This window comes from Chlorogloeopsis fritschii PCC 6912, assembly GCF_000317285.1.
In the GTDB taxonomy this organism is placed as follows: Bacteria; Cyanobacteriota; Cyanobacteriia; order Cyanobacteriales; family Nostocaceae; genus Chlorogloeopsis; species Chlorogloeopsis fritschii.
The window spans coordinates 40,158-65,167 of the sequence record NZ_AJLN01000097.1 but is presented as its reverse complement, the minus strand read 5'-3'; the positions used below and the strand labels follow the sequence as shown (position 1 = coordinate 65,167).

Annotated in this window: 12 protein-coding genes; 11 read left to right on the top strand and 1 reads right to left on the bottom strand. The window is 41.4% G+C overall.

Features of this window, described 5'->3' with window-relative positions; genetic code table 11:
• Positions 1 to 739: 739 nt before the first annotated feature.
• From UYC_RS0118575 to UYC_RS38615, 11 genes are all read left to right on the top strand, one after another.
• Positions 740 to 2,101 carry a ParB/RepB/Spo0J family partition protein gene (locus UYC_RS0118575; protein WP_016875816.1) on the top strand — a complete coding sequence of 454 codons (1,362 nt, stop codon included), beginning with the start codon at positions 740 to 742 and terminating at the stop codon, positions 2,099 to 2,101.
• Positions 2,102 to 2,956: 855 nt separating this feature from the next.
• A complete protein-coding gene (locus UYC_RS0118570; RefSeq protein ID WP_016875817.1) occupies positions 2,957 to 3,235 on the top strand; it encodes a hypothetical protein in 279 nt (92 codons plus the stop codon).
• A gap of 204 nt (positions 3,236 to 3,439) precedes the next feature.
• Positions 3,440 to 8,905: a type I polyketide synthase gene (locus UYC_RS0118565; protein ID WP_016875818.1), complete on the top strand. Its 5,466-nt coding sequence runs from the start codon at positions 3,440 to 3,442 to the stop codon at positions 8,903 to 8,905.
• Positions 8,906 to 9,019: 114 nt separating this feature from the next.
• The gene (locus UYC_RS0118560; RefSeq protein WP_016875819.1) at positions 9,020 to 9,472 is read left to right on the top strand and encodes a carboxypeptidase-like regulatory domain-containing protein; all 453 of its coding nucleotides are present in this window, start codon (positions 9,020 to 9,022) and stop codon (positions 9,470 to 9,472) included.
• A gap of 482 nt (positions 9,473 to 9,954) precedes the next feature.
• The gene (locus UYC_RS0118555) at positions 9,955 to 11,694 is read left to right on the top strand and encodes an SDR family NAD(P)-dependent oxidoreductase (RefSeq protein ID WP_016875820.1); all 1,740 of its coding nucleotides are present in this window, start codon (positions 9,955 to 9,957) and stop codon (positions 11,692 to 11,694) included.
• 305 nt (positions 11,695 to 11,999) lie between these two features.
• Positions 12,000 to 16,634, top strand: coding sequence for a PfaB family protein (locus UYC_RS0118550; protein ID WP_016875821.1), 4,635 nt, complete (start codon positions 12,000 to 12,002; stop codon positions 16,632 to 16,634).
• Between the two features lie 233 nt (positions 16,635 to 16,867).
• Entirely contained in the window at positions 16,868 to 18,538 is a 1,671-nt protein-coding gene (locus UYC_RS0118545) for a PfaD family polyunsaturated fatty acid/polyketide biosynthesis protein (protein WP_016875822.1), read from the top strand.
• A 2-nt stretch (positions 18,539 to 18,540) separates the two neighbouring features.
• A complete protein-coding gene (locus tag UYC_RS0118540; RefSeq protein WP_016875823.1) occupies positions 18,541 to 20,058 on the top strand; it encodes a thioester reductase domain-containing protein in 1,518 nt (505 codons plus the stop codon).
• Positions 20,059 to 20,628: 570 nt separating this feature from the next.
• Positions 20,629 to 21,618, top strand: coding sequence for an NAD-dependent epimerase/dehydratase family protein (locus tag UYC_RS0118535; protein WP_016875824.1), 990 nt, complete (start codon positions 20,629 to 20,631; stop codon positions 21,616 to 21,618).
• Between the two features lie 84 nt (positions 21,619 to 21,702).
• A complete protein-coding gene (locus UYC_RS0118530) occupies positions 21,703 to 22,281 on the top strand; it encodes a hypothetical protein (RefSeq protein WP_016875825.1) in 579 nt (192 codons plus the stop codon).
• Between the two features lie 355 nt (positions 22,282 to 22,636).
• Entirely contained in the window at positions 22,637 to 22,777 is a 141-nt protein-coding gene (locus tag UYC_RS38615; protein WP_162139008.1) for a hypothetical protein, read from the top strand.
• Between the two features lie 384 nt (positions 22,778 to 23,161).
• Here the strand turns inward: UYC_RS38615 and recN are convergent, their stop codons facing one another.
• Positions 23,162 to 24,916, bottom strand: a complete 1,755-nt coding sequence (gene recN, locus UYC_RS0118520) for a DNA repair protein RecN (protein WP_016875827.1) — start codon at positions 24,914 to 24,916, stop codon at positions 23,162 to 23,164.
• Positions 24,917 to 25,010 lie beyond the last annotated feature (94 nt).

Genomic DNA, 25,010 nt, shown 5'->3' with positions numbered 1-25,010 from the left:
GCGTTTTATGTTTAATAATACCTACCTACTTATCAATAATACTAAATCCGATTTCAAGTTACCCCTTTTTCAATTCTCACTCAAAGTTGAATGTATTTATGTAACCGTAGGCACGCGACTGGTTTTATCTAGTATTAAAGTCAAAGGGATAACAAGGCGGATGTTAGTATGAGTAAATTTTTGGTAAATCAATGATGGCTTGATGCCAAAATCTTCTCAAATTTACTCTTGGTCTGCACCAAAGAAAGCGACTTAAAAACTAAGGTAAAATAAAAAACTCTCTGTTCCGAAAAAATTAAGTAGTAACGAAGCGACTACAGATAATAAAATTGAAAAACTCGCTTTCCAGTATGGCAAAAAAGTTTGATGCTGTCAAGTTATTCACTAGAGGTTAGGGGCTAGGGGCTAGGGACTAGGGGCTAGGGATTAGGGGTTAGAACAGTAATTTAGTAAACAGTGCTTCAGTCATGCGCTTTAACTAACAACTGATACCTAACAATCAGTTTTCGTTATCATAACCCTAGTTCAGACAGGGAACATTTGGATGCTGAGTGAGTTCATAGAGCTACTAAGCCAATTGATGCTGCTCTCAATTGATAATCAGTTAATAATTGGCTGTAAGTCATAAGACATTCTCATCAGAATTCTCACAAAATTTCCGTTTTTGAGAATACTGGTGCAATATATTAGGTTTATCGTCTTGCTGATGACTTCACTGACGACATAAAAAACAGTAATTATGCCTAGAATAGCTATAAACAAAATTAAAATTGGTGTGAATCGTCGTCCATTAAACGGCGAAAAAGTGAAGGAGTTGAAAGAATCTATTCAGGCGATGGGTTTATTGAACCCAATCACGGTAGATGGAGATTATAAATTGATTGCTGGGCTGCACCGTTTAACAGCCTGTCAAATGCTGGGTTTCGAGGAAATAGAATGCAATGTCGTTAATTACGAAGATACTGAGCAAGCTCGTTTAGCGGAGATTGATGAGAATTTGATCCGCAATGAGCTAGAACCTCTGGAGCGCCATGAACTTTGGCTGGAACGAGAACAAATTCTGCAAAAGTTGGGACTGAGGGCAAAACCAGGAGATAACCAACACACTCTCAAAGGTAGTGCAATGGTTGCACCTCCTCCCAAGACTACTAAGGAGATGGCTAAAAAAGCTGGTTTTTCTGAACGTACTCTCCAGCAAGGTTTACAGATTGCTAAAGGTATTCATCCAGAAGTTAAACAGCTAATTAAAGGTACAGCGATCGCTAAAAGTACTACAGTCCAATTAGAGATAGCCAGAGCCGCTGCTCAAGAACGTGCTGTAGCAGAACAAGCAGAAAAAGCTTCCGAGTTAGCTAAGGCGATGGGAAAGCAACAAGAAGCCGAAAAGCAAGCAAAAGTAGCCGAACAAGCACGAACTAAGCAAAAAGAGTTACAGCTTGTCGCCTTCCAAAGTGCGATGGCTCAAAAGAAAACAAAGTCGGCTCTCAAGAAAGTTCCTCCACAGGCACAAAAAACTCCTGACAAAAGAGCGATCGCCCAGCACTCGGCGCAAGTAAAATTGGGCGACGAATTGATGCTTGGTCGGCATTTAGTATATTGTGGCGATACTAGCAGCAAAGAATTTAAGGAAATGCTACCCTCAAATGCAGCTTTGGCGATCGCGACAGTTTCACCAACTTGGAATCATGACTATTTGATTGATGAAGCACGGGTTGTGGCAGTGTTGCGTTCTGGGGGTAATATCTATGAATTTTGCAGTCGAGTGCGGATGCCGTTTCAATATGAATTAGTGATTGACAACTTGTATGTAAGCATTTTTTCTCATCAGCCCAAATCCCAGCCCCAGATACCAATTAATATTGAAGGTGTAGAAGGAATAGTCAATTATCTAATTAATTTCTATACCAGTCATCAAGATAATTTTGTCATTGCCCCTTTTATGGGAGATGCTGAAATCCTGATTAATTGCGAAAGGATGGGACGTATCTGTTTTATTGGGGATGAGAATCCTGAATTTGTGAGTCGGGGAATTACACGCTGGGAGAAATGGACAGGAAAGCAAGCAGAAAAAACCAATTCAATAAGTTCAATATTCGTATAATTGCAATCTGAATATTGAGAAATTATATATTACAATTTCACAGCAGTCTCAATACCCACTCTATTCGAGGTTTAAGAGATTCACATCCACGATCTTGCACCAGTTCCAACAGCCTAAGATAGCAGCCCACAAACTCTCGTTACCAGGTTGAACCTGGTAACGAGAATTAGAGCCTCTGGCTCTCGCAATTTAAGGGTGCAAGATATCAGGAGACAGTTGTTTATTAGAGCAATAAATAGAAATTTCTGTTATTTATTAACATTCACTAATTTAATTTCTGCTAATCAACATAATGTCAATTATTATTGACTTAAATCTACGTTGAATATCTCAAATTAATTTTTCTGAAAAAGTCAACACCATTTCTGCCTGAATTATCATGTATCTCTAAAAAATCTACTGACGTTCATTTACAGGCTCAATGTACTCAAAGCATTGTGAAATGAATAAATCAAAAAAATTACTTCTCTTATTTATTAAGAGTATATTTATCTTAAAGGGTTTGAGTGGAAAGACTATTGATACTAATTCACAGTCAGAAATGCTACTTTTTTTAGATAGTCCAAGGCGTACATCAGATTTTTTTTAAAATTGCCTTCTACGAACAATCTAGTTGATGCCAATTATGCTAGTTTGGTATTAATTCTCATTCTTTAAAGCGGCAAGGTCAATTCTTTTAGTCGATTAAGTAATGACAACCAAAAATCGCCTACTCTTATCGTCAATTACTAGTTCTACGATTGCTCGCATTGACTCATGAATTCGGATGAAACGTGGTGTTTGGAGTGTAGCTAATTTGTCAAATACAAATTGACAAAATTCATAGAATAAATTATCTTGGAAGTCGAAACTGCTATGGCATTCATCAAGATCCAGAACGTTGTCATTAACACCAGTCACATTGCCGCAGTTAAGCTAGATAATCAAACTGGCTCTGGAGAAAAAAGCGTTTCTATTCTTTTAGTTACTCCCAAGTTTCCATTATTCCAGTTGGAAAGCATCTCACCCAATCTCCATCATTACGAATGGATTGAGTTCACAGGTCAGGCAGCTAACGCGCTGCAAGACTATTTTAGCAGTTACAACAACGTGATTGACTTGTTGCCAGAATGTCAGGAGTCGAGCGTTGTGTAATATTTTTTTATCTAATTGTACCAGACGCGATCGCCATGATTTTGATCAGGTAAAGCGTTAACTCAGCGGGGTGACATTTGCTATTTGAAGTCAATGTCAATACAAGTATTGAACCTTTATGTATAAGATAGTTGCTGCATCACTTCGCTACAGAAATTGCAGTTGTTCTATCAACCCACACTACCAAACATTAGTCTAGTTTTTATGTCTGCTCATTCAATTGATATTGCCTTAACGCAGTTGGAAGAACAGATAAACGATTGTGAAAAGGCTTTGGTGAGGTTTATTGAGGACAAAAAGCAGATGTCAGATCAATCAATGACAGTCGAAAAGATTAACAGAAAATTGCAACATAATCCTATTGCCATTATTGGCATAGCTTCTTTATTTCCCCAGGCTAAAAACGTACAAGAGTACTGGCAAAACATTGTTAACAAACTCGATTGCATTACTGATATTCCGTCAACCCACTGGAATGTAGAAGACTACTACGATCCAAACCCCAGAACACCCGAAGATAAGACTTACTGTAAAAAAGGTGGATTTCTTCCCCACGTTGATTTTAACCCAATGGAGTTTGGAATACCACCAAATATATTAGAAGTTACAGATGTTTCGCAACTGTTGGGCTTGTTAGTCGCCAAACAAGCGATGGAAGATGCTGGCTATGGGGAAAGCCGGGAATTTAATCGTGAAACTGTTGGAGTGATTTTGGGTTCGGCAGCATTGAAACTGGGAATTCCCCTTGCTGCTCGCCTGCAATATCCGATTTGGAAAAAAGCACTTAAAAGTAGCGGCTTATCCGATGAGGATACAGAAAAAATTATCAAAAAAATCCAAAGCGCCTATGTGAAATGGGATGAAAATGCATTTCCCGGTATGTTAGCTAACGTAATTTCCGGGCGCATTGCCAACCGTTTAAACTTAGGCGGAATAAATTGTACAGTTGATGCTGCTTGTGCTAGCTCCTTCGCTGCCCTGAAAATGGCGATTAGCGAATTGGTAGAGCATCGCTGCAATATGATGCTCAGTGGTGGGGTAGATACTGACAACTCAATTACGGCTTATATCAGTTTCAGTAAAACACCAGCCGTATCTCCTAGCGAAAAAGTTCAGCCTTTTGATGCCAAGTCTGATGGGATGATGCTGGGTGAAGGCATTGGCATGATTGTTCTCAAACGCCTAGAAGATGCGGTACGGGACAACGATAAAATCTATGCAGTCATCAAAGGTATTGGCACATCCAGTGATGGGCGCTATAAGAGCATTTATGCTCCCCGCAAAGAAGGGCAGGTGCAAGCTCTACGCCGTGCCTATGAGGATGCAGGCTTTGCTCCAGAAACTGTCAGCCTGATTGAAGCCCACGGTACGGGTACAATGGCTGGCGATCCCACAGAATTCGCCTCTTTACGGGACTTTTTTGGGGAACATAACTCCAAAAAGCATCAAGTTGCTCTTGGTACTGTCAAATCCCAAATCGGACATACAAAAGCTGCTGCGGGTGCGGCTAGTATTATCAAAACAGCTTTGGCACTGCACCACAAGATTTTACCGCCCACAATTAACGTTACCGAACCCAATCCCAAGCTTAACATCAAAAATTCTGCCTTTTATTTGAATACCGAAACTAGGCCTTGGATTCGATCGGAAGGAGAACCACCAAGGCGGGCGGGAGTAAGTTCCTTTGGCTTTGGCGGTACAAATTACCACGTGGTTCTAGAAGAATACGAAGGCGAACACAACAATGCTTATCGGATGCACAAAGCTCCCGGTGAGGTGCTGTTGTTTGCTTCAACTCCAGCCCAATTGTTGAGCAGTTGTGAAGAAGTTTTAAGCCAGTTGCAGTCTGAAGCAGGTGACAAACATTATCTGGAACTGGTAGAAGCTTGCAAAACTAAAGAAATTCCTCAAAATGCTGCCAGAATAGGTTTTGTGGCAGAAACCCTTACTGAAGCTTGCAAGTTCCTGCAAATCAGTATCGACTTGCTGAAGAATAAAGCTTCTGCCCCAGCTTGGGAACATCCCCAAGGCATTTACTACCGCGCTTCTGGGATGGAGTTAGCTGGAAAAGTAGTCGCTTTATTTTCCGGACAAGGCTCGCAATACTTGAATATGGGACGGGAATTGGTAATGAATTTTCCCGAACTGCGGCAACTTTATGGCTACATGGATAGCTTACTACGCAAAGATAATTTTCAGCCGCTATCGGAAATAGTTTTTCCCCATCCCGTATTTGAAGAGGCGGAAAAGAATGCCCAAGTGGCAGCATTGCAGCGCACAGAATACGCCCAGCCTGCGATTGGGATGTTGAGCGCCGGGATGTACAAATTACTGCAACAATCTGGATTTAAAGCAGATTTTGTTGCCGGGCACAGTTTCGGTGAAATTACAGCTTTGTGGGCAGCAGGGGTGTTAAGCGACGCAGATTATTGTTTCCTGGTGAAAGCTAGGGGGCAAGCAATGGCAGCTCCCCAAGATCCGAATTACGATACGGGAGCCATGCTGGCGGTAAAAGAAGAACTCGAAAAGGTGGAAGGAGTTCTCAAGAATTATCCACAAGTAGCGATCGCTAATCTCAATTCTCCTCGACAAGTGGTACTAGCAGGCCCCACCGAGGAAATAGCGAAAGTGCGAGAAGCACTGCAACAACGGGGATATACTGCGATTTTGCTACCAGTCTCAGCAGCATTCCATACACCGCTAATTGCTTTTGCTCAAAAATCCTTTGCGATCGCCATCAAGAACGTTAATTTCCAAAATCCGCAACTACCTGTTTACACGAACGTTACTGGCAAAGAATATCCCAAACAACCAGCAGAAATTCAAAAAATCCTCGAAACTCACCTCTCGAACTCAGTACTGTTTAAGCAGGAAATAGAAAATATCTATGCGGCGGGGGGTTACTGCTTTGTAGAATTTGGGCCGAGGAACATACTTACTAACTTAGTACGGGAAATCTTGAGCGATCGCCCCCACATTGCGATCGCACTCAACCCCAGCGCCCAAAAGAACAGCGATCGTTCCCTACGAGAAGCGGCTGTACAATTGCGTGTCGCTGGTATGTCTCTGAAAAACCTCGATCCCTACCAACTGCCACCAGTTATCTCTGAACCTCAGAAAAACAAGGGGTTGAGCGTCAAGTTAAACGGTACTAACTACGTATCAGAAAAAGTGAAAAAGGGGTTTGAGCAAGCGTTGCAGGATGGGCATCAGGTGAAACTACACAAAAGCGAATCTGAGGAAATGCTAGTTACATCAAAGTCTCTGGTGACAGCAACAGTAGCTACTTCCATTTCAACAATGCCAGAGAGTAACGGACACAACAAGCTGAACGGAAATAACGGACATAGTAAAAAACCTGTTCTTGAAGAGGACAAGGAGACAAGGAGACAACCAGACAAGGAGAAAAATTCTCTCCCACTCTCCCCCTTCCCCACTCCTCCCCTCCCTCCTACTTCCTCTCAACCAGTTCTAGGGTCGAAAATGAATGACGTACCAGATAAACTTGTAAATTACCAAAGAGTTTTAGAAAGCTTAGAGTATGTGTTGACGCAGTTTCAACAAAATCAAAGTGAAAATTTACAAGTTCACGCCCAATATCTCAACCATCAGGTGGAATACGCTAGAACCTTTTTCCAACTGGTGCAGCAGCAGAATTCCTTGTTTGCCAAAGGAGAACAATCACCCCAAGCAGCCCAGCTTAAAGGGAGCATCATTGAAAGCTTAGATCGCAGCATGATGCAGTTTCACGCCCAACAAAGTGAAACCTTACGCATCCATGAACAATATCTCCACCACCAAGTAGAGTACACCAAAAACTTTTTCCAAGTCGTCCAGCAAGAGTACGCCCAGCTAGTTGGGGATGGCACTTCTGCTCAGGTAAGCTTACCTATAGCTCAAGAACCCCTGCCATCTTTGAATACAGCGAAAGTAGAAACTCCTGTTCTCCCCACAGCCAAAATTCAGTCAAGCAAGCCGGAACCCTCAGTTATACGCGAAATTCCTGCAATCAAGGAAGAAAGTTTTGTTCCCGCCACTACCCAAATCCAGGAAAGCAAGTTTGAGCCTGTTGTACCTGTAGCTACAAATGGCACGAAAGTCGCAAAACAAGAAACTCCTGTTCCTGCCGCTACTGAAATTCAAGAAAGTAAGTTTTCTGCACCTCCAACTCCAGTTAGCACACCACCTCAGCCAACAGTTTCTCCAGCACCAGCCATTGATGTATCTGACTTAGATCAAAGCCTGCTAGCCATCACCAGTGAAAAAACTGGCTACCCAATCGAAATGCTCGATATGGACATGGATATGGAAGCAGACTTGGGTATAGACTCAATTAAACGCGTAGAAATCATGGGTGCGTTGCAAGAGAAATACCCCGATTTACCCAAGCCAAGTAACGTAGAAGAACTGGCAGAACTACGTACAATCGCGCAAATAGTTGAGTATTTAAAGTCTCTGGTTTCTGCACCTGCGTCAGTAGCAACGGTAACTGAAGCAGTTACCACGCCTACACCAGCTGTAGTTAGCAATCCTGAACCTGTATTTAACAATGATTCAACCGCAGTCAGCGAAACTGTAGCAGTTACAGCAGAAACTATCGTCACAGTTGCCGAAGCGTCTGCCCCCGTAGCAGATGTTGATTTGAGCCACTTGTCAGATGACTTGTTAGCCATCACCAGCGAGAAAACAGGCTATCCAGTAGAAATGCTAGAACTGGATATGGATATGGAGGCAGACTTAGGAATTGACTCGATTAAACGAGTAGAAATCATGGGTGCGTTGCAAGAAAAGTACCCCGACTTGCCCAAACCGGGTAATGTCGAAGAACTAGCAGAACTGCGTACAATCGGGCAAATTGTTGAGTACCTCCAGCGCTTGGCTGCGGGGGCGGAAAAAAAAAAGTACCAGCCTGAATCTAGTGACAAGCCAGACAGCTTAAAGCACAACATCCAACGTCGCCCAGCCCAACTGCAAATTCTACCTCCACCGGATTTTTGGGAATTCTCATTACCAGAGGGACACATTATCTTAATCACCGATGATGGTTCCCTCACTACCTCTAAAGTAGCTGAGTTACTGAGCAAGCAAGAGCGGAAAGTAGTAGTTTTAAATTTCCCCCCTTCCCTCGTTCCCGAAAAATCGCCCTTACCACCAGACATCGATCGCGTAACCTTACAAGACTCAAGTGAGGAACATCTGCAACAACAACTAGCAGTGATCGCAACCAACTACGGCACGGTAGGAGCATTTATCCACATTCACCCTGTCTTCCAGGCAAGCGATAATAGTAGAGTGGCTTACTTCCCAGAAGAAAAAGCAATTGTGAAACAAGTCTTCTTCATGGCGAAACACCTGAAAAAATCCCTTACCGAAGCGGGTAATAATGGACGCAGTTGTTTCTGTACCGTAGCACGACTGGACGGCGCTTTTGGGCTAGAACATGAAGTAAATTATGGAGCGATCGGCGCAGGTTTATTTGGATTAACCAAAACCCTGATTTGGGAATGGCCAAAAGTATTTTGTCGGGCGATCGACCTCAGTCCTAAAATTGATAGTGAGTCCTCTGCACATCACATTATTGCCGAACTTCACGATCCGAATCGATATCTTACCGAAGTCGCATACGGTTCGCAAGGAAGAGTAACTCTCATCAGCACCCCCGACAGATAGCAAAGACGTAACAGAAGACAAAGACATTCGGGGAGACAGAGTAAAAACAATTTGTCCCTGTCTCTCCATTCCCCAATCTAAGTAGCCCTTGCCGAACTGCGTACACCAGAAGATATGCCCAAGCCTCAAACAATTACTTATACTGGTCGCATAGTTGATCACAAAAAACAAGCTCCTATTTTAGGAGCTAAAGTTACGTTTGTTTCTCAAGGTAATTCAATTGTTTGCTATACAGATATAGAAGGAATTTACCGATTAGAAGTTAACACAAATAAAAGTGATACCATACACGCAAAATTAACAGTAGAAGCTAGCGGATATAAAACCTATTACTCTTCTATTAAAGTTTCATCTAAGCAAAAAGACCTTGGTGATATTAAACTTTTAGAGCCTCATGAAATTAAAGTTATAAATTCTTACCCCGAAACTGATACCTTTATACCCATTCCAATCATAGCAACTATCCTAGCAGGATTATTCATGATTACAATTCTTGCACTTCAAACTTCAAATTCCAAAATCCCTGTCAACAAACGTAACGATTCAATCAATATCTATCAACCATAAAACTATTAACTACAAGTAAAATTTCAACTTCCAATATTGATGTCATTAATAGCTCAGTCAAGTAAATTCAAAATTTTATTCACTAATTTAATCTGAATCTAGTTATTTATAACTTCCACACCATACCTCTCTGTTTCTTATTTCTCCGTGCTCTCTGTGCCTCTGTGGTTTTATTCTTTAGTGACTTGTGCTTAACTTCTATTATTAAAAAATGAAACTCAATTATTATTTAGTATTTCTTACCACAGATGAACACAAATCATAACAGCTATGTTGAGTATAAATTGGTGAATACTTCCAAACAAATAACTATTCTTGTTTCTTCATTTTTGCCCAGTTCTAACAGCCTGGAGGCAGAGCCTCGAAACCCTCGTTACCAGGTTCAATCTGGTAACGAGAACTAGAGCCTCTGGCTCTCTCAATTGAATATTGCCAGATAAATTTCTATCCTTTACCTTTTAGTCTCTGCGATCGCAAAAATTATGACTACACCAACCCAAATTCATCCTTCCTCAGTTTTTCTAGTTAGTGGTGGTGCCAAAGGCATTACAGCTAAATGTACTATCAAATTAGCACAACAGTATCCTTGTAAATTTATCCTACTTGGACGTTCAGAACTTCTAGAAACAGAACCTGAATTCGCTCAAGATTGTTTTGATGAAGCAACATTAAAAAAACGCATCATGGAATATCTTCTCTCTAAAGGAGAAAAACCCACACCCATGAGCGTACAAAAAATCTTTAATCAAATTTCTTCCAATCGAGAAATCAAGCAAACATTAGCAGCAATTCAACAAGCTGGAGGACAAGCAAAATACATTAACGTTGATGTAACAGACACTCTTGCTCTCAATCAAAAAATTACTAGTGCTGTTGCACAAATAGGAGAAATTACAGGTATTATTCATGGTGCTGGTAATTTAGCCGATAAATTGATTGAAAAGAAAACAGAACAGGATTTTGAAAAAGTTTACACAGCCAAAGTACAGGGATTAGAAAATCTCCTAGCGTGCGTAAAACCAAATCAACTTGAGCATTTAGTCTTATTTTCTTCCGTCACAGGCTTTTACGGTAATATTGGACAATCTGATTACGCGATCGCCAATGAAATCCTCAACAAATCAGCCCACTCCTTCAAGCAAAAATATCCTCAATGTCACGTAGTTGCAATTAATTGGGGTGGTTGGGATAGCGGCATGGTAACACCGCAATTGAAAAAAGAATTTGCCAAACGAGGTATTGACATTATTCCGGTAGAAGCTGGAACACAAATGTTAGTTAACGAACTACACCCCGCTTATCACAATACTACCCAAGTTGTGATTGGCAGCCCAATGGTTCCACCAGCTGCACTTTTAGATCCAGATCTGCGCAGCTATCGCATCCGTCGTAAATTAACACTGGAAGGAAATCCCTTTTTACTGGATCACGTCATTGCTGGTAATCCTGTTTTACCTGCTACTTGTGCAGTATCGTGGATGTCGGATGCTTGCGAGAAGCTTTATCCAGGATACAAAGCTTTTAGTAGCACAGATTTTCGAGTATTCAAGGGAATTACCTTTAATGAAACTCTAGCGGAAGAATATATTCTTGACTTACAAGAAACATCCAAAAATCTTGACGCTCATGAAGTAAATTTTTCCTGCAAAATTTCGAGTCAAACTCCAGAAGGCAAAACCATATATCACTTCAGCACTAACATCAAACTTCTGCGTGATGTTCCTCCTGCTCCTATCTACGAAAGACTGAACCTGACAGAAGATAACATCATTACCACCATCGGTAAAGATTTTTATCAAACAGGAGAAGCAGCACTATTTCATGGCTCCGCATTTCAACAACTGAGAAGAGTAATAAATATTAATTCCGAAAAAATTACAACTGAATGTTTTTGGCAAGCAATCAACAAAATACAACAAGGACAATTTCCAGCCTACTGGGTTAACGCTTTTACCACTGACTTGAGTACTCATCCTTTATGGATTTGGCTACATCATTACCATCAAGAAATTTGCTTACCAGGGCAACAAGAAAGATACGAACAGTTTGCCAAAACTCCCTATAACGAACCATTTTACGTTTCTTGTGAAGTCAAAAGTAAAACACAAACAAGTGTTGTTGCCGATTTCTTTATACATGATAAACAAGGGAAAATTTACTCGCAACTTCTAGGAGGTAGAGGAATTATTTTTCCAGCTAAATTAATGCAACCAAAAGGTTAGTGATTAGTAGTTAGTAGTGGCGGATTTTGATGCTAATCTTGCCGTTCAAACTGATAATTTCTCTTTGTTCCCTCTGTGTCTGTTGCAGTTTATTTTCTTTTCTTTGTGTGCTTTGTGTACTTTGTGGTTCGTTTTTAATAACTACGAGGCAGAGCCTCGTATCTCCGTTACTAGGTTGAACCTAGAAACGAGAAACTCTAAACCCTCGTTACCAGGTTCAACCTGGTAACGATAATTAGAGCCTCTGGCTCTTACCACTAACTACTTCTCCATAAAAAATGATAAATAACAAGGAACAAATGACTATGGAAAAAATTGCAATCATCGGATTTGGATGCTTATTCCCTGATGCTAAAAATCCTGATGAATTTTGGCAAAATCTCATCCAAAAAAAAGATTCTACATCATCTTTAAGTGCTGAGGAAATTGGAGTAGATCCACAAATATTTTTCGATCCAGCTAAAGGTAAGCCAGATAAAGTCTATTCTTTGAAGGGAGCATTTATCCGTGATTTTAAATTTGACTCCACAGGATATAAGCTACCACCAAAATTTCTGGAATCTCTAGATAAAACCTTTCAATGGTCATTGTACGTTACCAAACAAGCTTTACAACATAGCGGTTATTTAGAGCAAGAATCTATTCTCTCTAGATGCGGAGTCATATTAGGTAATCTTTCTCTCCCCACCAAAACCTCTAACCAATTATTTGCACCCATTTATCAGCAAGTTTTAGCATCTGCTGTTCAAGAACTTTTACAGCAACCAGAATTCGATTTAGCTGCTTTAAGAGCATCACAAGAAGCCTCATCCTACAATGCGATGATATCAGGCTTACCAGCAGCTATCATTGCTAAAGCTTTTTCTCTATCAAATATTCATTTTTGTATTGATGCTGCTTGTTCTTCACCACAGTACGCTACCAAGCTAGCATCCCATTATTTATGGACGCACAAAGCTGATTTGATGTTAGCCGGAGGCATCAGCTGTGCAGATCCACTGTTCTTGCGAATGCTGTTTTCTGGTATTCAAGGATATCCTGAAGATGATATTAGTCGTCCCTTAGATAAGATGTCGCGGGGAATGCTGACTGCTGAAGGCGTTGGAATGGTGGTGTTGAAACGATATAGCGATGCAGTTCGAGATGGCGATCGCATTTACGCTACTATCTCCGGTAACGGTTTATCTAATGATGGACGAGGTAAGCATTTACTTAGCCCCAATTCTAAAGGACAAACTCTTGCTTTTGAACGCGCCTACCAAGAAGCCGGAATTAGTCCTCAAAATATTGATTACATGGAGTGCCACGCCACGGGTACTTTGTTGGGAGATTCCACAGAATTTCAATCTGTAGAAACTTTCTTTGGTAAGTATCAAGCAACTCCTTTACTTGGTTCTGTAAAATCTAATGTCGGTCATTTACTTACTGCCGCTGGCAGCGTTAGCCTGATTAAAGTGCTAACGAGTATGTCCAAAGGCGTTATTCCAGCGACAATAAATATAACAGAACCGATGGGAAGTGAAGAAAATGTCATTTCCCCACAACGCATTGTTACTAGTACCACGAATTGGCCTAACAATACACTAATAAAACGCGCAGCCATCAGTGCTTTTGGTTTGGGCGGAACTAACGCCCACATGATTTTAGAAAAAGTAAATACCCCAGAACCAGTAGAAACAAGTGAACCTCTCCATCCTGCCAAACTCGCCATTGTTGGTATGGATGCCTTTTTTGGTGCTTGCGATGGTTTAGAAGCTTTTGAACGTAGTATTTACGAAGGTACACAGCATTTTATTCCCCTACCACCCCAAAGATGGCACGGTGTCGAAAAGCAAGAGGAATTACTGAAAAAATACGGGTTAATTGATGGGAAGCCGCCACAAGGGGCATACATCACAGATTTTGAAATTGATACTGTTTCTAGCAAAATTCCCCCAAATGAACTAGAAAAGCTCAATCAGCAACAACTGTTAATGTTAAAAGTTGCCGAGCGTGCTCTGAGGGATGCGGGTATTAAAGAAGGTGCAAATGTCGCAGTTGTGATGGCGACAGAAACACAATTATCTGTGCATCAATTGCAGCAAAGATGGAATTTATCCTGGCAGGTAAAAGAAGGCTTAATTGCTGGAGAAATTTCTCTACCACCCGATAAAGTCAGCCAATTAGAAACAATTGTTAAAGATGGCATTCACAATCCAGTCGAAAGTAGCGAATATGTGAGTTACATCGCCAACATTATGGCGAGTCGCATTTCTTCGCTGTGGGATTTTACCGCTCCTGTATTTACTATCACCGCTGGAGAGAATTCCACTTTCAAGGTTTTGGAAATAGCACAGCATTTACTTGCGACTGGAGAAGCAGAAGCCGTACTTGTGGGTGCCGTTGATTTAGCTGGCACTTTAGAAAATGTTTTATTGCGCAACCAACTAGCTGCAATTAATACAGGCGCAAATACCCTTTCTTACGATCAAAAAGCGAATGGCTGGATGGTAGGGGAAGGAGCAGGCGCAGTAGTATTGAAGCTACATGAAACTGCTCAAAAAGCAAGCGATCGCATTTACGCAGTTGTCGATGCCATCAGTTTTGCGCAACAGCAAGGCACTGGTTTGGGAACCCCGGATGACAAAGCCGTAACTCAAGCTTGTCAGCAAGCTTTATTGATGGCGGGTGTCAAACCTTCAGAAGTTAACTATCTGGAAGTTTATGGTAGCGGTGTTGACAAAGAAGATGAAGCAGAAATCAAAGGTTTACTGCAAGCTTATCCTGGTAGTGCCAATGATTTAAGCTGTGCCATTGGCAGCGTCAAAGCAAACATCGGACACACCTATGTAGCATCGGGAATTGCCAGTTTAATCAAGACTGCTTTGTGCCTTTATTACAGATATATTCCAGGTGTACCTAAATGGTCTGGAGCCAAAAATCAAGAACAATGGCATCATAACCCTTTTTATGTTGCCACCGAATCAAGACCTTGGTTTTTGGATAAACAAGCGACTAAAAGAATCGCTGCCATCAATAGCATCGGTATGGATGGCACTTACGCCCATGTCATCTTATCAGAAGAACCCGATCAAAAAACACGCAACAGCCGATTTTTGGAGCAAACCCCATTTTACTTGTTCCCGATTGCCGGACGCGATCGCGCTGATTTATTTGAACAAATCGATGCCCTCGAAAAATCTGTCAACAATGGCACTTCCCTAGTCAATGCTGCCAATTTAGCCTTTGCTAACTTTAAATTGTGTTCCGATCCTAATTACGTTCTAGCAATTCTGGCACACAATCAAAAAGAATTAACCAAAGAAATCGAAGCTGCCCGTAAAGGTATCAACAAAGCTTTTGAACGTGGGGTAGATTGGCAAACGCCACTAGGTAGTTACTTCACAGCCAAGCCACTGGGTAAAAAAGGAGAAGTCGCTTACGTCTATCCAGCAGCAGTCAATTCTTATCTAGGTATCGCCCGCAACCTCTTCCGTTTATTCCCCGAAACCCTCGACGATATTGCTGTTACCAAACTACAAAATCTTGTTGCTGACATATCCCGCATCGTATTTCCCAGAAGCTTGAACAAGCTTTCATCCCGGCAATTAGAGACTCTCGAACAGCAATTCTTAGACGATCCTCTAGCCATCTTCGACGTAGATATGTTGTTTACCAGATTCATCACGCAAATTATGCGAGATGAATTCCAAGTTAAGCCAAAAATGGTCTTTGGTTACAGCCTGGGTGAAACTAGTATGATGTCTGCGGCTGAGGTATGGGATAACTTTACCGAAGGAATTGTTGCCCTACACGCCTCACCACTATTTGCTGACAGGTTATCCGGTGCCAAGGATGCTGTGCGCCAGTATTGGCAAATGCCATCATCTCAGCAATCACCGAACAATGACTTATGGGCTAACTATGTACTCATGACTACCCCATCTCAGTTGAGAGAATACCTCCAACATGAGCCGCGCGTCTTTTTAACTCAAATCAACACACCCGAAGAAGTCGTCATTGCCGGTGAACCAGCAGCTTGTGAAAGAATCATTCAAATTTTAGGCTGCAACGCTTTCCGCGCTCCCTTCGACCATGTAATCCACTGTGAAGCGATGGCTTCTGAGTACGGAGAAATAGCCAGAGTTAACACCTTACCCACCCGGAAAAATCTACCAGACGTTGTGCTTTACTGCGCAGCTGAGTATGGCCCGGTGAAATTAGAAAGTCAAGCGATCGCCCACAGCATAGCCAAAGGTTTGTCACAACCCCTTGACTTCCCGCGCTTAGTCAACCGAGTTTACGAAGATGGAGCCAAGATATTTATTGAAACTGGTGCTGGTAATGTTTGTTCGCGCTGGATTGATAAAATTCTCAGCGACAAAGAGCATATCACCATATCTCTAAATAGAAGAGGTTTAGACGACCATAGTGGTATTGTCAAAGCACTAGCAAAACTTGTCAGCCATCAAGTTTCTGTAGATTTATCGCCACTGTACACTCAAGTAGCAGAAGCAGTCAAAAAACCTACCCTGAGAAAAGTTACCTTGGGTGGTAAAAGTTTTACTGACAAAATCTTGACTGAAGAGAATAAAAAACTCTTCCAAAATCTAGCTCAAAAGTCTCAGAGCAAAATTCTCAACAAAGGTAGTAATGAAAAATCTATTCCCCCATCCGAGACTAAGCAAGAGGAAATATCAATGCAAAATATCATGGATAACAGCTTAGAGCCAAAAAAAGAAGTACAATTTCGGGAGTTGGTTGCTAATCATCCCCATCCTACTTATAATTTCAGCTTGTCAAATATAAGCACCTCTCACTATCAAAAGTTGAATGCTAATAACTTGAAGGTTCATAAAACTCATGCAGCATTCTTAAAATCCCGTCAAGAGTTTAGTAAGCAAATGAGTGAGTTGATTCAATTACAGTTAATGTGCGCTGAAAATTTGCTGAGTGAGTAAAGTATCTTGAGAGCTATTTTTTAGCATTCAGAATATGTATTTAACTAACCACAAAGGGCACAAAGGGCACAAAGAATTTCATGAGTAATATGCCAACCAGAAGGAAATAAGAGTTATCAAAAATAATCCTCTCTTCGTGCCCTACCCTTCGGGAAGCCACCCTCCGGGTGTCCTTCGTGTTCTTTGTGGTTCTTTCTTTCATCTGCTAATCATCAAATCGAGGGATAACTTCCGTGACAACTGTAGATGCAGTGCTAAATAAACAGGATAATGGTCTTGCCTTTTTTGGCTCTCCCTGCAATTTCAATCAAGTCTGGAAAGGTTCTTTAGATTGTATAAGTTTTGACTCTAATATCATCAAAGATAAACTCTTAGCATTAGATAAGCCTTGTTATATTGTTAGAGTTGACGGCAGAATTGGTATCAGCCATGATGGTTATTTGTCTCCTGCTGAGAATGGCAAAACAGGACAAGCTGAATTATTGATGGCTGTTCCACCTATCAGTTTGCAACAATTGGGAGACCCGAATTTTCTCTCTTTTCATAATGTCAAATATGCCTATACTACTGGCGCAATGGCTGGTGCGATCGCTTCCGAAGAAATGGTAATTGCTCTAGGGAAGGAGAGAATTTTAGCTTCTTTTGGTGCAGGCGGTTTAACTCCCAATCGGTTAGAAGCAGCTATTCATCGTATTCAAGAAGCTTTACCTCAAGAGCCTTATGCTTTTAATTTAATTCACAGTCCCAATGAACCTGCTATTGAGCGCGGTGCAGTAGATTTATACCTCAGATATGGGGTGAGAACAATAGAAGCTTCGGCATTTTTAGACTTGACTCCTAATATTGTTTACTATCGTGCGGCAGGATTGGGTGTAAATTCTGCTAATGAAATTGAAATTAAAAATAAAGTCATTGCTAAAATTTCGCGCCGAGAAGTTGCTACTAAATTTATGCAACCAGCACCAGTAAAAATGCTGCGGGAATTGGTTGCGCAAGGTTTAATTAGTGAGTTACAGGCGAATTTGGCAGCAAAAATTCCCTTAGCTGATGATATTACTGTTGAAGCAGATTCTGGTGGTCATACAGATAATCGTCCTCTAGTTTGTTTGTTACCTTCAATGGTGGCTTTGCGGGATGAAATTCAAGCTCAATATTGCTACGAAAAACCCATTCGAGTTGGGGTAGCAGGTGGAATTGCCACTCCACAATCTGCTTTAGCAGGCTTTATGATGGGTGCTGCTTATATTGTTACTGGTTCAATTAATCAGTCATGTATTGAATCTGGTTCTTGTCAACATACCAAGCAATTGCTGGCACAAGCAGATATGGCTGATGTGATGATGGCACCAGCAGCAGATATGTTTGAAATGGGAGTAAAACTGCAAGTTCTTAAACGCGGTACGATGTTCCCTCTCCGCGCTCAAAAGTTGTACGAAATATATAGAAACTATAATTCGATTGAAGAAATTCCTGCTCCGGAGCGAGAGAAATTAGAAAAACAAATTTTCCGTAAAACTCTGGCTCAGGTTTGGGAAGAAACTGTTACTTATTTGTCTCAGAAAAATCCAGAAAAATTGGGTAAGGCAGTTAATAATCCTAAAATGAAAATGGCGTTGATTTTCCGCTGGTATTTAGGATTATCTTCACGTTGGTCAAACTCTGGAGAAAAGGGTAGAGAAGTAGATTATCAGATTTGGTGCGGCCCGGCGATCGGCAGCTTTAATAACTGGGTGCAAGGTTCTTATCTAGCAGATCCAAATAATCGTCGAGTTGTAGATGTAGCTCATCACATCATGACTGGAGCCGCATTTTTATATCGCATTCAAAGTTTGAGAATTCAAGGAATGCAAATTCCTGATTACTACAGTCAATATTGCCCAGTTCGTTCTACATTGGAAGCGTAAAGATGATGGCATCAAAAAAAGTTTTAACAGCAGCAGAAGTTCAAGCTTGGTTGGTATCTCAGCTAGCGGAAGCATTAAATGTTGAACCTGAGGAAATTGATATTGAGCAACCATTAGATAGCTATGGTTTAGATTCTACTCAAGCGATGCTGATTGTCGGCAAATTAGAAAAAATGCTGGGATTTAAAGTGTCTCCCACACTGTTGTGGCATTATCCAACAGTTGCTACTCTCTCTCAGCGTTTAGGTGAAGAATCAGAGGAATCAGAGGTAAAAGATAGTCCCACTGCCAAAAAAGCCTCTGTCTCTGTAATTAAGCCTATCTTGGATTTAAGTGCTGAAGCTGTTCTCGATCCAAGTATTCGTCCTGCATCTACATCTTTTCACTTTACATCTCAACCAGAAAATGTCTTTTTAACAGGTGGTACAGGATTTTTAGGAGCTTTTTTAATCCACGAACTACTACAGCAAACTAATGCAGATATCTACTGCTTAGTACGTGCTGCTAATTCTGAAGAAGGCAAGCAAAAACTGAAGAAAAATCTCCAAAATTATGCTCTTTGGGATGAAAAATTCAGTTCTAGAATTATCCCTATCTTGGGAGATTTATCAAAGCCTTTGCTAGGAATTAGCCCCCAAGGCTTTGATATGCTAGCTATGAATCTTGATAGCATTTATCATAGTGCTGCCACGCTGAATTATGTTTATCCATATTCAGCTATGAAGGCTCCCAATGTTTTGGGAACACAAGAAATTTTGCGTTTGGCGTGTTTGTTTAAAGTCAAACCTGTACATTATGTTTCTAGTGTAGCGGTTTTTGAATCACCTTTTTATGCTGGTAAAGTTGTCAAAGAAGATGATAGCTTTGAGCATTGGCAAGGTATTTTTCTCGGTTACTCACAAACAAAATGGGTAGCAGAAAAGCTAGTTAAAATTGCTAGCGATCGCGGATTGCCTGTGACGATTCATAGACCTCCTCTAATTGCAGGAGATAGCAAAACAGGTGTCTGCAATACAGATGACTTTATCAACTTGGTAATTAAAGGCTGCATTCAAATGGGATGTTTTCCAAATGTTGATTATATGTTGGATGCATCGCCTGTAGATTATGTTAGTAAAGCTGTTGTTTATCTCTCCAGACAAAAAGAATCTCTAGGTCAGGCTTTTCACTTACAGCATCCCGAACCTGTGCCTTTAACTAATTTACTGGAGTGGATGAATTCTTTAGGTTTTCCTATCGAAGTAATTCCTTACGAACAATGGCAAGCAAAGTTAATTAACGATATCTCTTCTGCTGAAAATCCTCTCTATACCCTACGGCCTTTCTTACTAGAGCGCTGGTCAGAAGAACAAATTACTATTCCCGATTTGTATCTACAAAGTAGAAGACCGATAATTAATTGTCAAGCTACCCTCAATGCACTTGCAGGTAGCGGTATCGTTTGCCCAGGAATGGACAACCAATTGTTTATGACATATTCTGCTTACCTAATCCAGAATGGTTTTCTGAATGTTGCTTAGTACAGACTACACAATTTAGTTCCAAACTAAAAAGTGTCATAACTATTTTTGTATCTTACGATCCCCCTATGCATCTTTGTTAGGCAGGATTGCTGGGGGGATCTAATTTATGGCAACAAAACTGATAATTTGTATATTCATACTCAAGTGTTTATACTCATTTAATTAGAAAAAACTTTTTTGATAGGTAAATATCCTATTAAAAAATCCTGCTTGCTGAATTAGAAATTTAGGTTCGTTCAAATACTTATCAATGCAAACTCAATTAATGGCAAATATGCACCATTTTCTATAAGAGCCAGAGGCTCTAGTTCTAGTTACCAGGTTCAACCTGGTAACTAGGGTATTCAAAAACTAATCTAAAATCTATGTCGCTTGACAGATTTCAGAAATGATAAGCTCTCTTTAACATGGGCGTGGGGGCATTGAGATTACCACTTCGGATGAGAGCTTGCTTATCTCAGCTGCTCAAACCATAAAACTCAAACTATTTGTAAATTAACTTCTGGAATATTTGTGTGTGAGATTAAGAACAAATATTCTCTGTTGTCACCAAGAGTATCTAGATTTATGAACCTCAAAAATAAAACTATTCTAATTACAGGGATAGGTGGATTTATTGGCTTGCGTACTACAGAATTAGCGATCGCCCAAGGAATGCACGTTAAAGGAATAGAAAACGATCCTACTAACGCAACAATAGCGCAGAGTCTAGGTGCAGAAGTAATTGTTGGTAGCGTTTGCGATCCGATTGTGGCACAACAGGCTTGTCAAGGAGCAGATATTGTTCTGCATACAGCCGCCCTCGTCAAAGAAGGAGGCTCCCTAGAGGAGTTTCGTAAAGTTAATGTTGGTGGCACCCTCAACATCGCAAGAGCAGCCATAAATGCTGGTGTCAAGACTTTTATTCACCTCTCTAGCGTCATAGTCTATGGCTTTACCTACGCCAATAAAATTACAGAAGAAGGGCCATTCCGGAGTGAGGATAATCCTTACTCTCTAACAAAAATAGAAAGTGAACAAGAAATATTGAAGCTAAACGCACCACCGAATTTTGGTGTAATTATCATTAGACCGACGGCTGTTTATGGGCCAAGAAGCAACCCTTGGGTAATCCGCCCTCTGAAACTAATGCGCCAAAAACGATTTGTGATGCCTGATGCTGGGCGGGGAGTAATGAACCACGTATACATAGACAATTTAATAGATGGGATTTTTCTCGCTATAGAAAAGGAAGCATATGGAGAAGCTTTCAATATTTCCGATGGGCAAGAAACTTCTTGGAAAGAATACTATACACGTTTGGCTGAAGTTGGAAACGTGCCTGCACCCTCCTCGCTACCAGCACCGATAGTCAAGGTTTTGATTCGGTTGGAGTGGTTAAGAATGAAATTTTTGGGTCAAGAACCCGTAATTTTTCCCGCCGCTGTAGATTTTTCCACTAGCCCCCACGCTTATTCAATCCAAAAAGCACAAAGTCAGTTAGGTTATAAGCCAAAGGTAACTCTAGAAGAAGGAATGGAATATATACGGCAATGGCTGAAAAACACAGAAACTTGACACCAGCGACAATGCACCCCATGAGGAATTTGATACTATTGACAAAGTGGGCGATCGCAAAGCAGCTGATTTGCAAAACACACTATGGCAAAGCGTAAGAAAAGCAATCTCCAATGGATTAAAGAAACGCTTGAACTCAAACCCGATCATCACTGGGAAGCTCCACCAGGCTACAAAATTTTTGTCGGCGATCGGGGGGCTGTTCGCTTTAATGTTCCTCAGAATTGGATTTTGAAGCCCCAAGAAAAATCGTTCAAGTTCCTCGACAAAAAACCGCCGAAAGATGATTGCTGTCTAGAAGTGTCTTTCAATCGTCTGCCACCCAATGACTGGAGCCAGTTTCCGCTCAAAGCCACTTTGAAGAAAGTGGTAGAAGACGACGATCGCAATGTCATTGAAAAGGGAGAAATCTTTACTGTCAAGCGTCAAACTGCCAGGATTGTGTGGACAGAGATTAAGTTTATCGACACCCAAGCAGAACCACGGGAAGCTTTTTCGCGGACTTGCATTGGTTTGGGATCGAATATTCAGTGCTTGATTACATTCGATTTTTGGGTAGATCAAGCAGAGCAGCTAACACCTGTTTGGGATGAAGTGATGCGCAGTCTCACACTAGGGTTGTATATCCGCGATCCACTGACTGGTTTGGCTTTCCCTGACTGATTAGCCTTGCTGAATATCGAGGGGATACACCAATAATTATGGGTGTAGAATTGCTCGTGGGAGTCTGACTTGTAATCTGTTCAGTAACTAGCCATTGCATGGTTGCTAGCTCTGGAAATTAGTTAAGTTTTATTTGTGCTAATTTTTAATTTTGACTATCCTCAGCCAACTTGATTTGAGATTCCACCACATCTGACTTCCTGTTCTAAGATAGAACCAAAAGATTGAGAATGCCGCCATGACGGCTCATCTGCCTCGTCAGCCCCATTCAAAAACTCATGACTATCGTTTGAAAATCAACTGGATTGGTTTAGTTTGGTAGAAGGAGAGTATCAAGCACTCCTAGCTGATGGGGATGGCATCATTCGCCCTCAAGTGTTTAGAGGCATTATTAAATAATCAGATGGCGCGGGTATTAGAGGTGTTGCAGTTGGGATTAAGTTCGCCTGAACATGGGGAGTTTGTGGAACAATTGGCGAGAAAATGGAAATGTTAGTGTTTTGACATCGCAACTATGATTTGAAGCCAAGTAATATTTTTGGCATTGCAGAATCGAAATATGAGTTAGTGCGATCGCTATTTAAAGAGATTTAGAACCTCTAATGCTTTTTCTAAAGGGCAATACCAAGCCTTATCACCTATTGATAACCGCCATCCTTTAGCATTCAACTACCAGATATTAAAAAATCCAAGGGTAGTCATACTCATCGAGACTCAACCTTAATTTGGTTGATCTACCGTCACGGATTGCGAGTGGCAGAGGTGGCATCTCTGCGCTGGAAATAGATTGGAATGGTGGCACAATTTACGTGACGCGAGTCAAAAAAGGTACATGATACCTTTGGTTTAGAAACGCAAACCATAGCTATTCTCCTTAACTTCAATCATGCCCAGAACCACTGCGTCGATGATTTGCTGCCTGCATTAACAAAGACTCTGCAAAGGCGATCGCTTCTTGTGCTGATTTGCCTCCTGCCAATTGTGCCAGTTCTTCTCGACGTTTGGTTAAGTTATCTAGGGTTATAACACGGACGACTGTACGCTCTTCGCTATAACCGTTGTGTTCTTTTTTGCCTTTAACTTGATTAACTACTTGCTTATCCACGCGGAAATGACGGTCTGCCATTGCTGCAACTAAGGGTTGGTGGGTAACACACAATACTTGATGACTTTGACTTAACTGATGTAATTTTTCAGCGATCGCTTGTGCTACTCTTCCAGAAACACCGACATCAATTTCATCAAATACCAGGGTTCCCGTCGCGTCTGCTTGGGAAAAACAAGCTTTTAGAGCTAGCAAAAAACGGCTCATTTCCCCACCAGAGGCAATTTCCGATAAAGGTTGGAGCGGTTCTCCGGGGTTGGGGCTAAACATAAATGTAATTTTGTCTGCTCCGGCGCTGGTTGGGGATGTCGGCACAATTTCGACTTGAAACTGCACTTTCTCCATCGCCAAGGGTTTGAGTTCCTTGAGTAGTTCCGCTTCTAATTCAACAGCAGCAGTGCGACGTAACTGCGTTAACTTGTTACAAGCTTGAGTGAGCTTTTCCCAACACTCTCGTTCTTGCAATTCCAAACTTTCTATTGATTGTTCGCTGTCGTTAAGTTCGGCTAATTCTGCTTGGATGCGCTGATAATATGCGATCGCCTCACTCAAGGTGGGGCCATATTTACGACAAATTTGCTTTAATTCCCGAATCCGTTCTTCTACTTCCTCCAATCGCAGGGGATCTGCTTCTAAGCTTTCTCCATAGGTATTAATTTGTCTTGCTACCTCTGTCACAGTTGCTTGAGCATCCCTTACCAAGTCCAATAGCACTTGCAGCTGGGCATCATATTCCGCCATGTCGGTTAGAGTCGCTTCACTGTCTCCCAGCAAGTCTACCGCAGTTGGAGTTTCGCCATCGCTCTGGTACAACGCTTGGTAAATTTTGTAACTCATCTGTTGCAGTTCGACGACATGGTTCAGGCGTTGCTGCTCTTGCTGGAGTTGCTCTAATTCATCGGCTTCACTCAGGCTGGCATCTCCCAGTTCTTTAACTTGATATGTCAGCAAATCCAGTTGTTGCAGGCGCTCCCGTTCTGATGTGCGGCGTTTTTCTAGTAATTGGTGGGCTTGTTGGTAAGCATTGTAGATATTGGCAACAAAATGTCGCTGTTGCAACATCGATTCCCCACCATACAAATCCAGCCAGTCGCGGATTTGGGCAGATTGTCCCACCAAAACAGTTTGTCCTTGGGCGGTAATTTCCACTAAGCGATCGCGTAATCCCGCCATTAACTGCTGATTTACCAATACTCCATTCACCCGCGAGCGACTACGAGCTTTTCCGGAGGATAATGTAATTTCTCGACTGGCAATTACTGAGTTATCATCGATTAAGTCGATTTCCTGTTCGGTTAACCAAGCAGCTAAAGCAGAATTAGAGGTGAAAGTTGCTTCTACCATTGCCCTACTGCTGCCAGTGCGGATGGCTCGACTAGAGACTTTACCTCCTAATGCCGCATCAATGGCGTCTAAAATAATTGACTTGCCCGCGCCAGTTTCACCTGTCAACACATTTAGTCCAGAGCCAAACTCCAGTTCCAGCTTGTCAATCAGGGCAAAATTTTCGATTCGCAACAGAGACAACATCAAGCTAAATTCTCCGTGAGGGTAGACGCCGGCTACTTCCAATTTCAGGGATAATGGTATGACTTAGCCAAAGTCAAAAATCCCTTTTTTATCT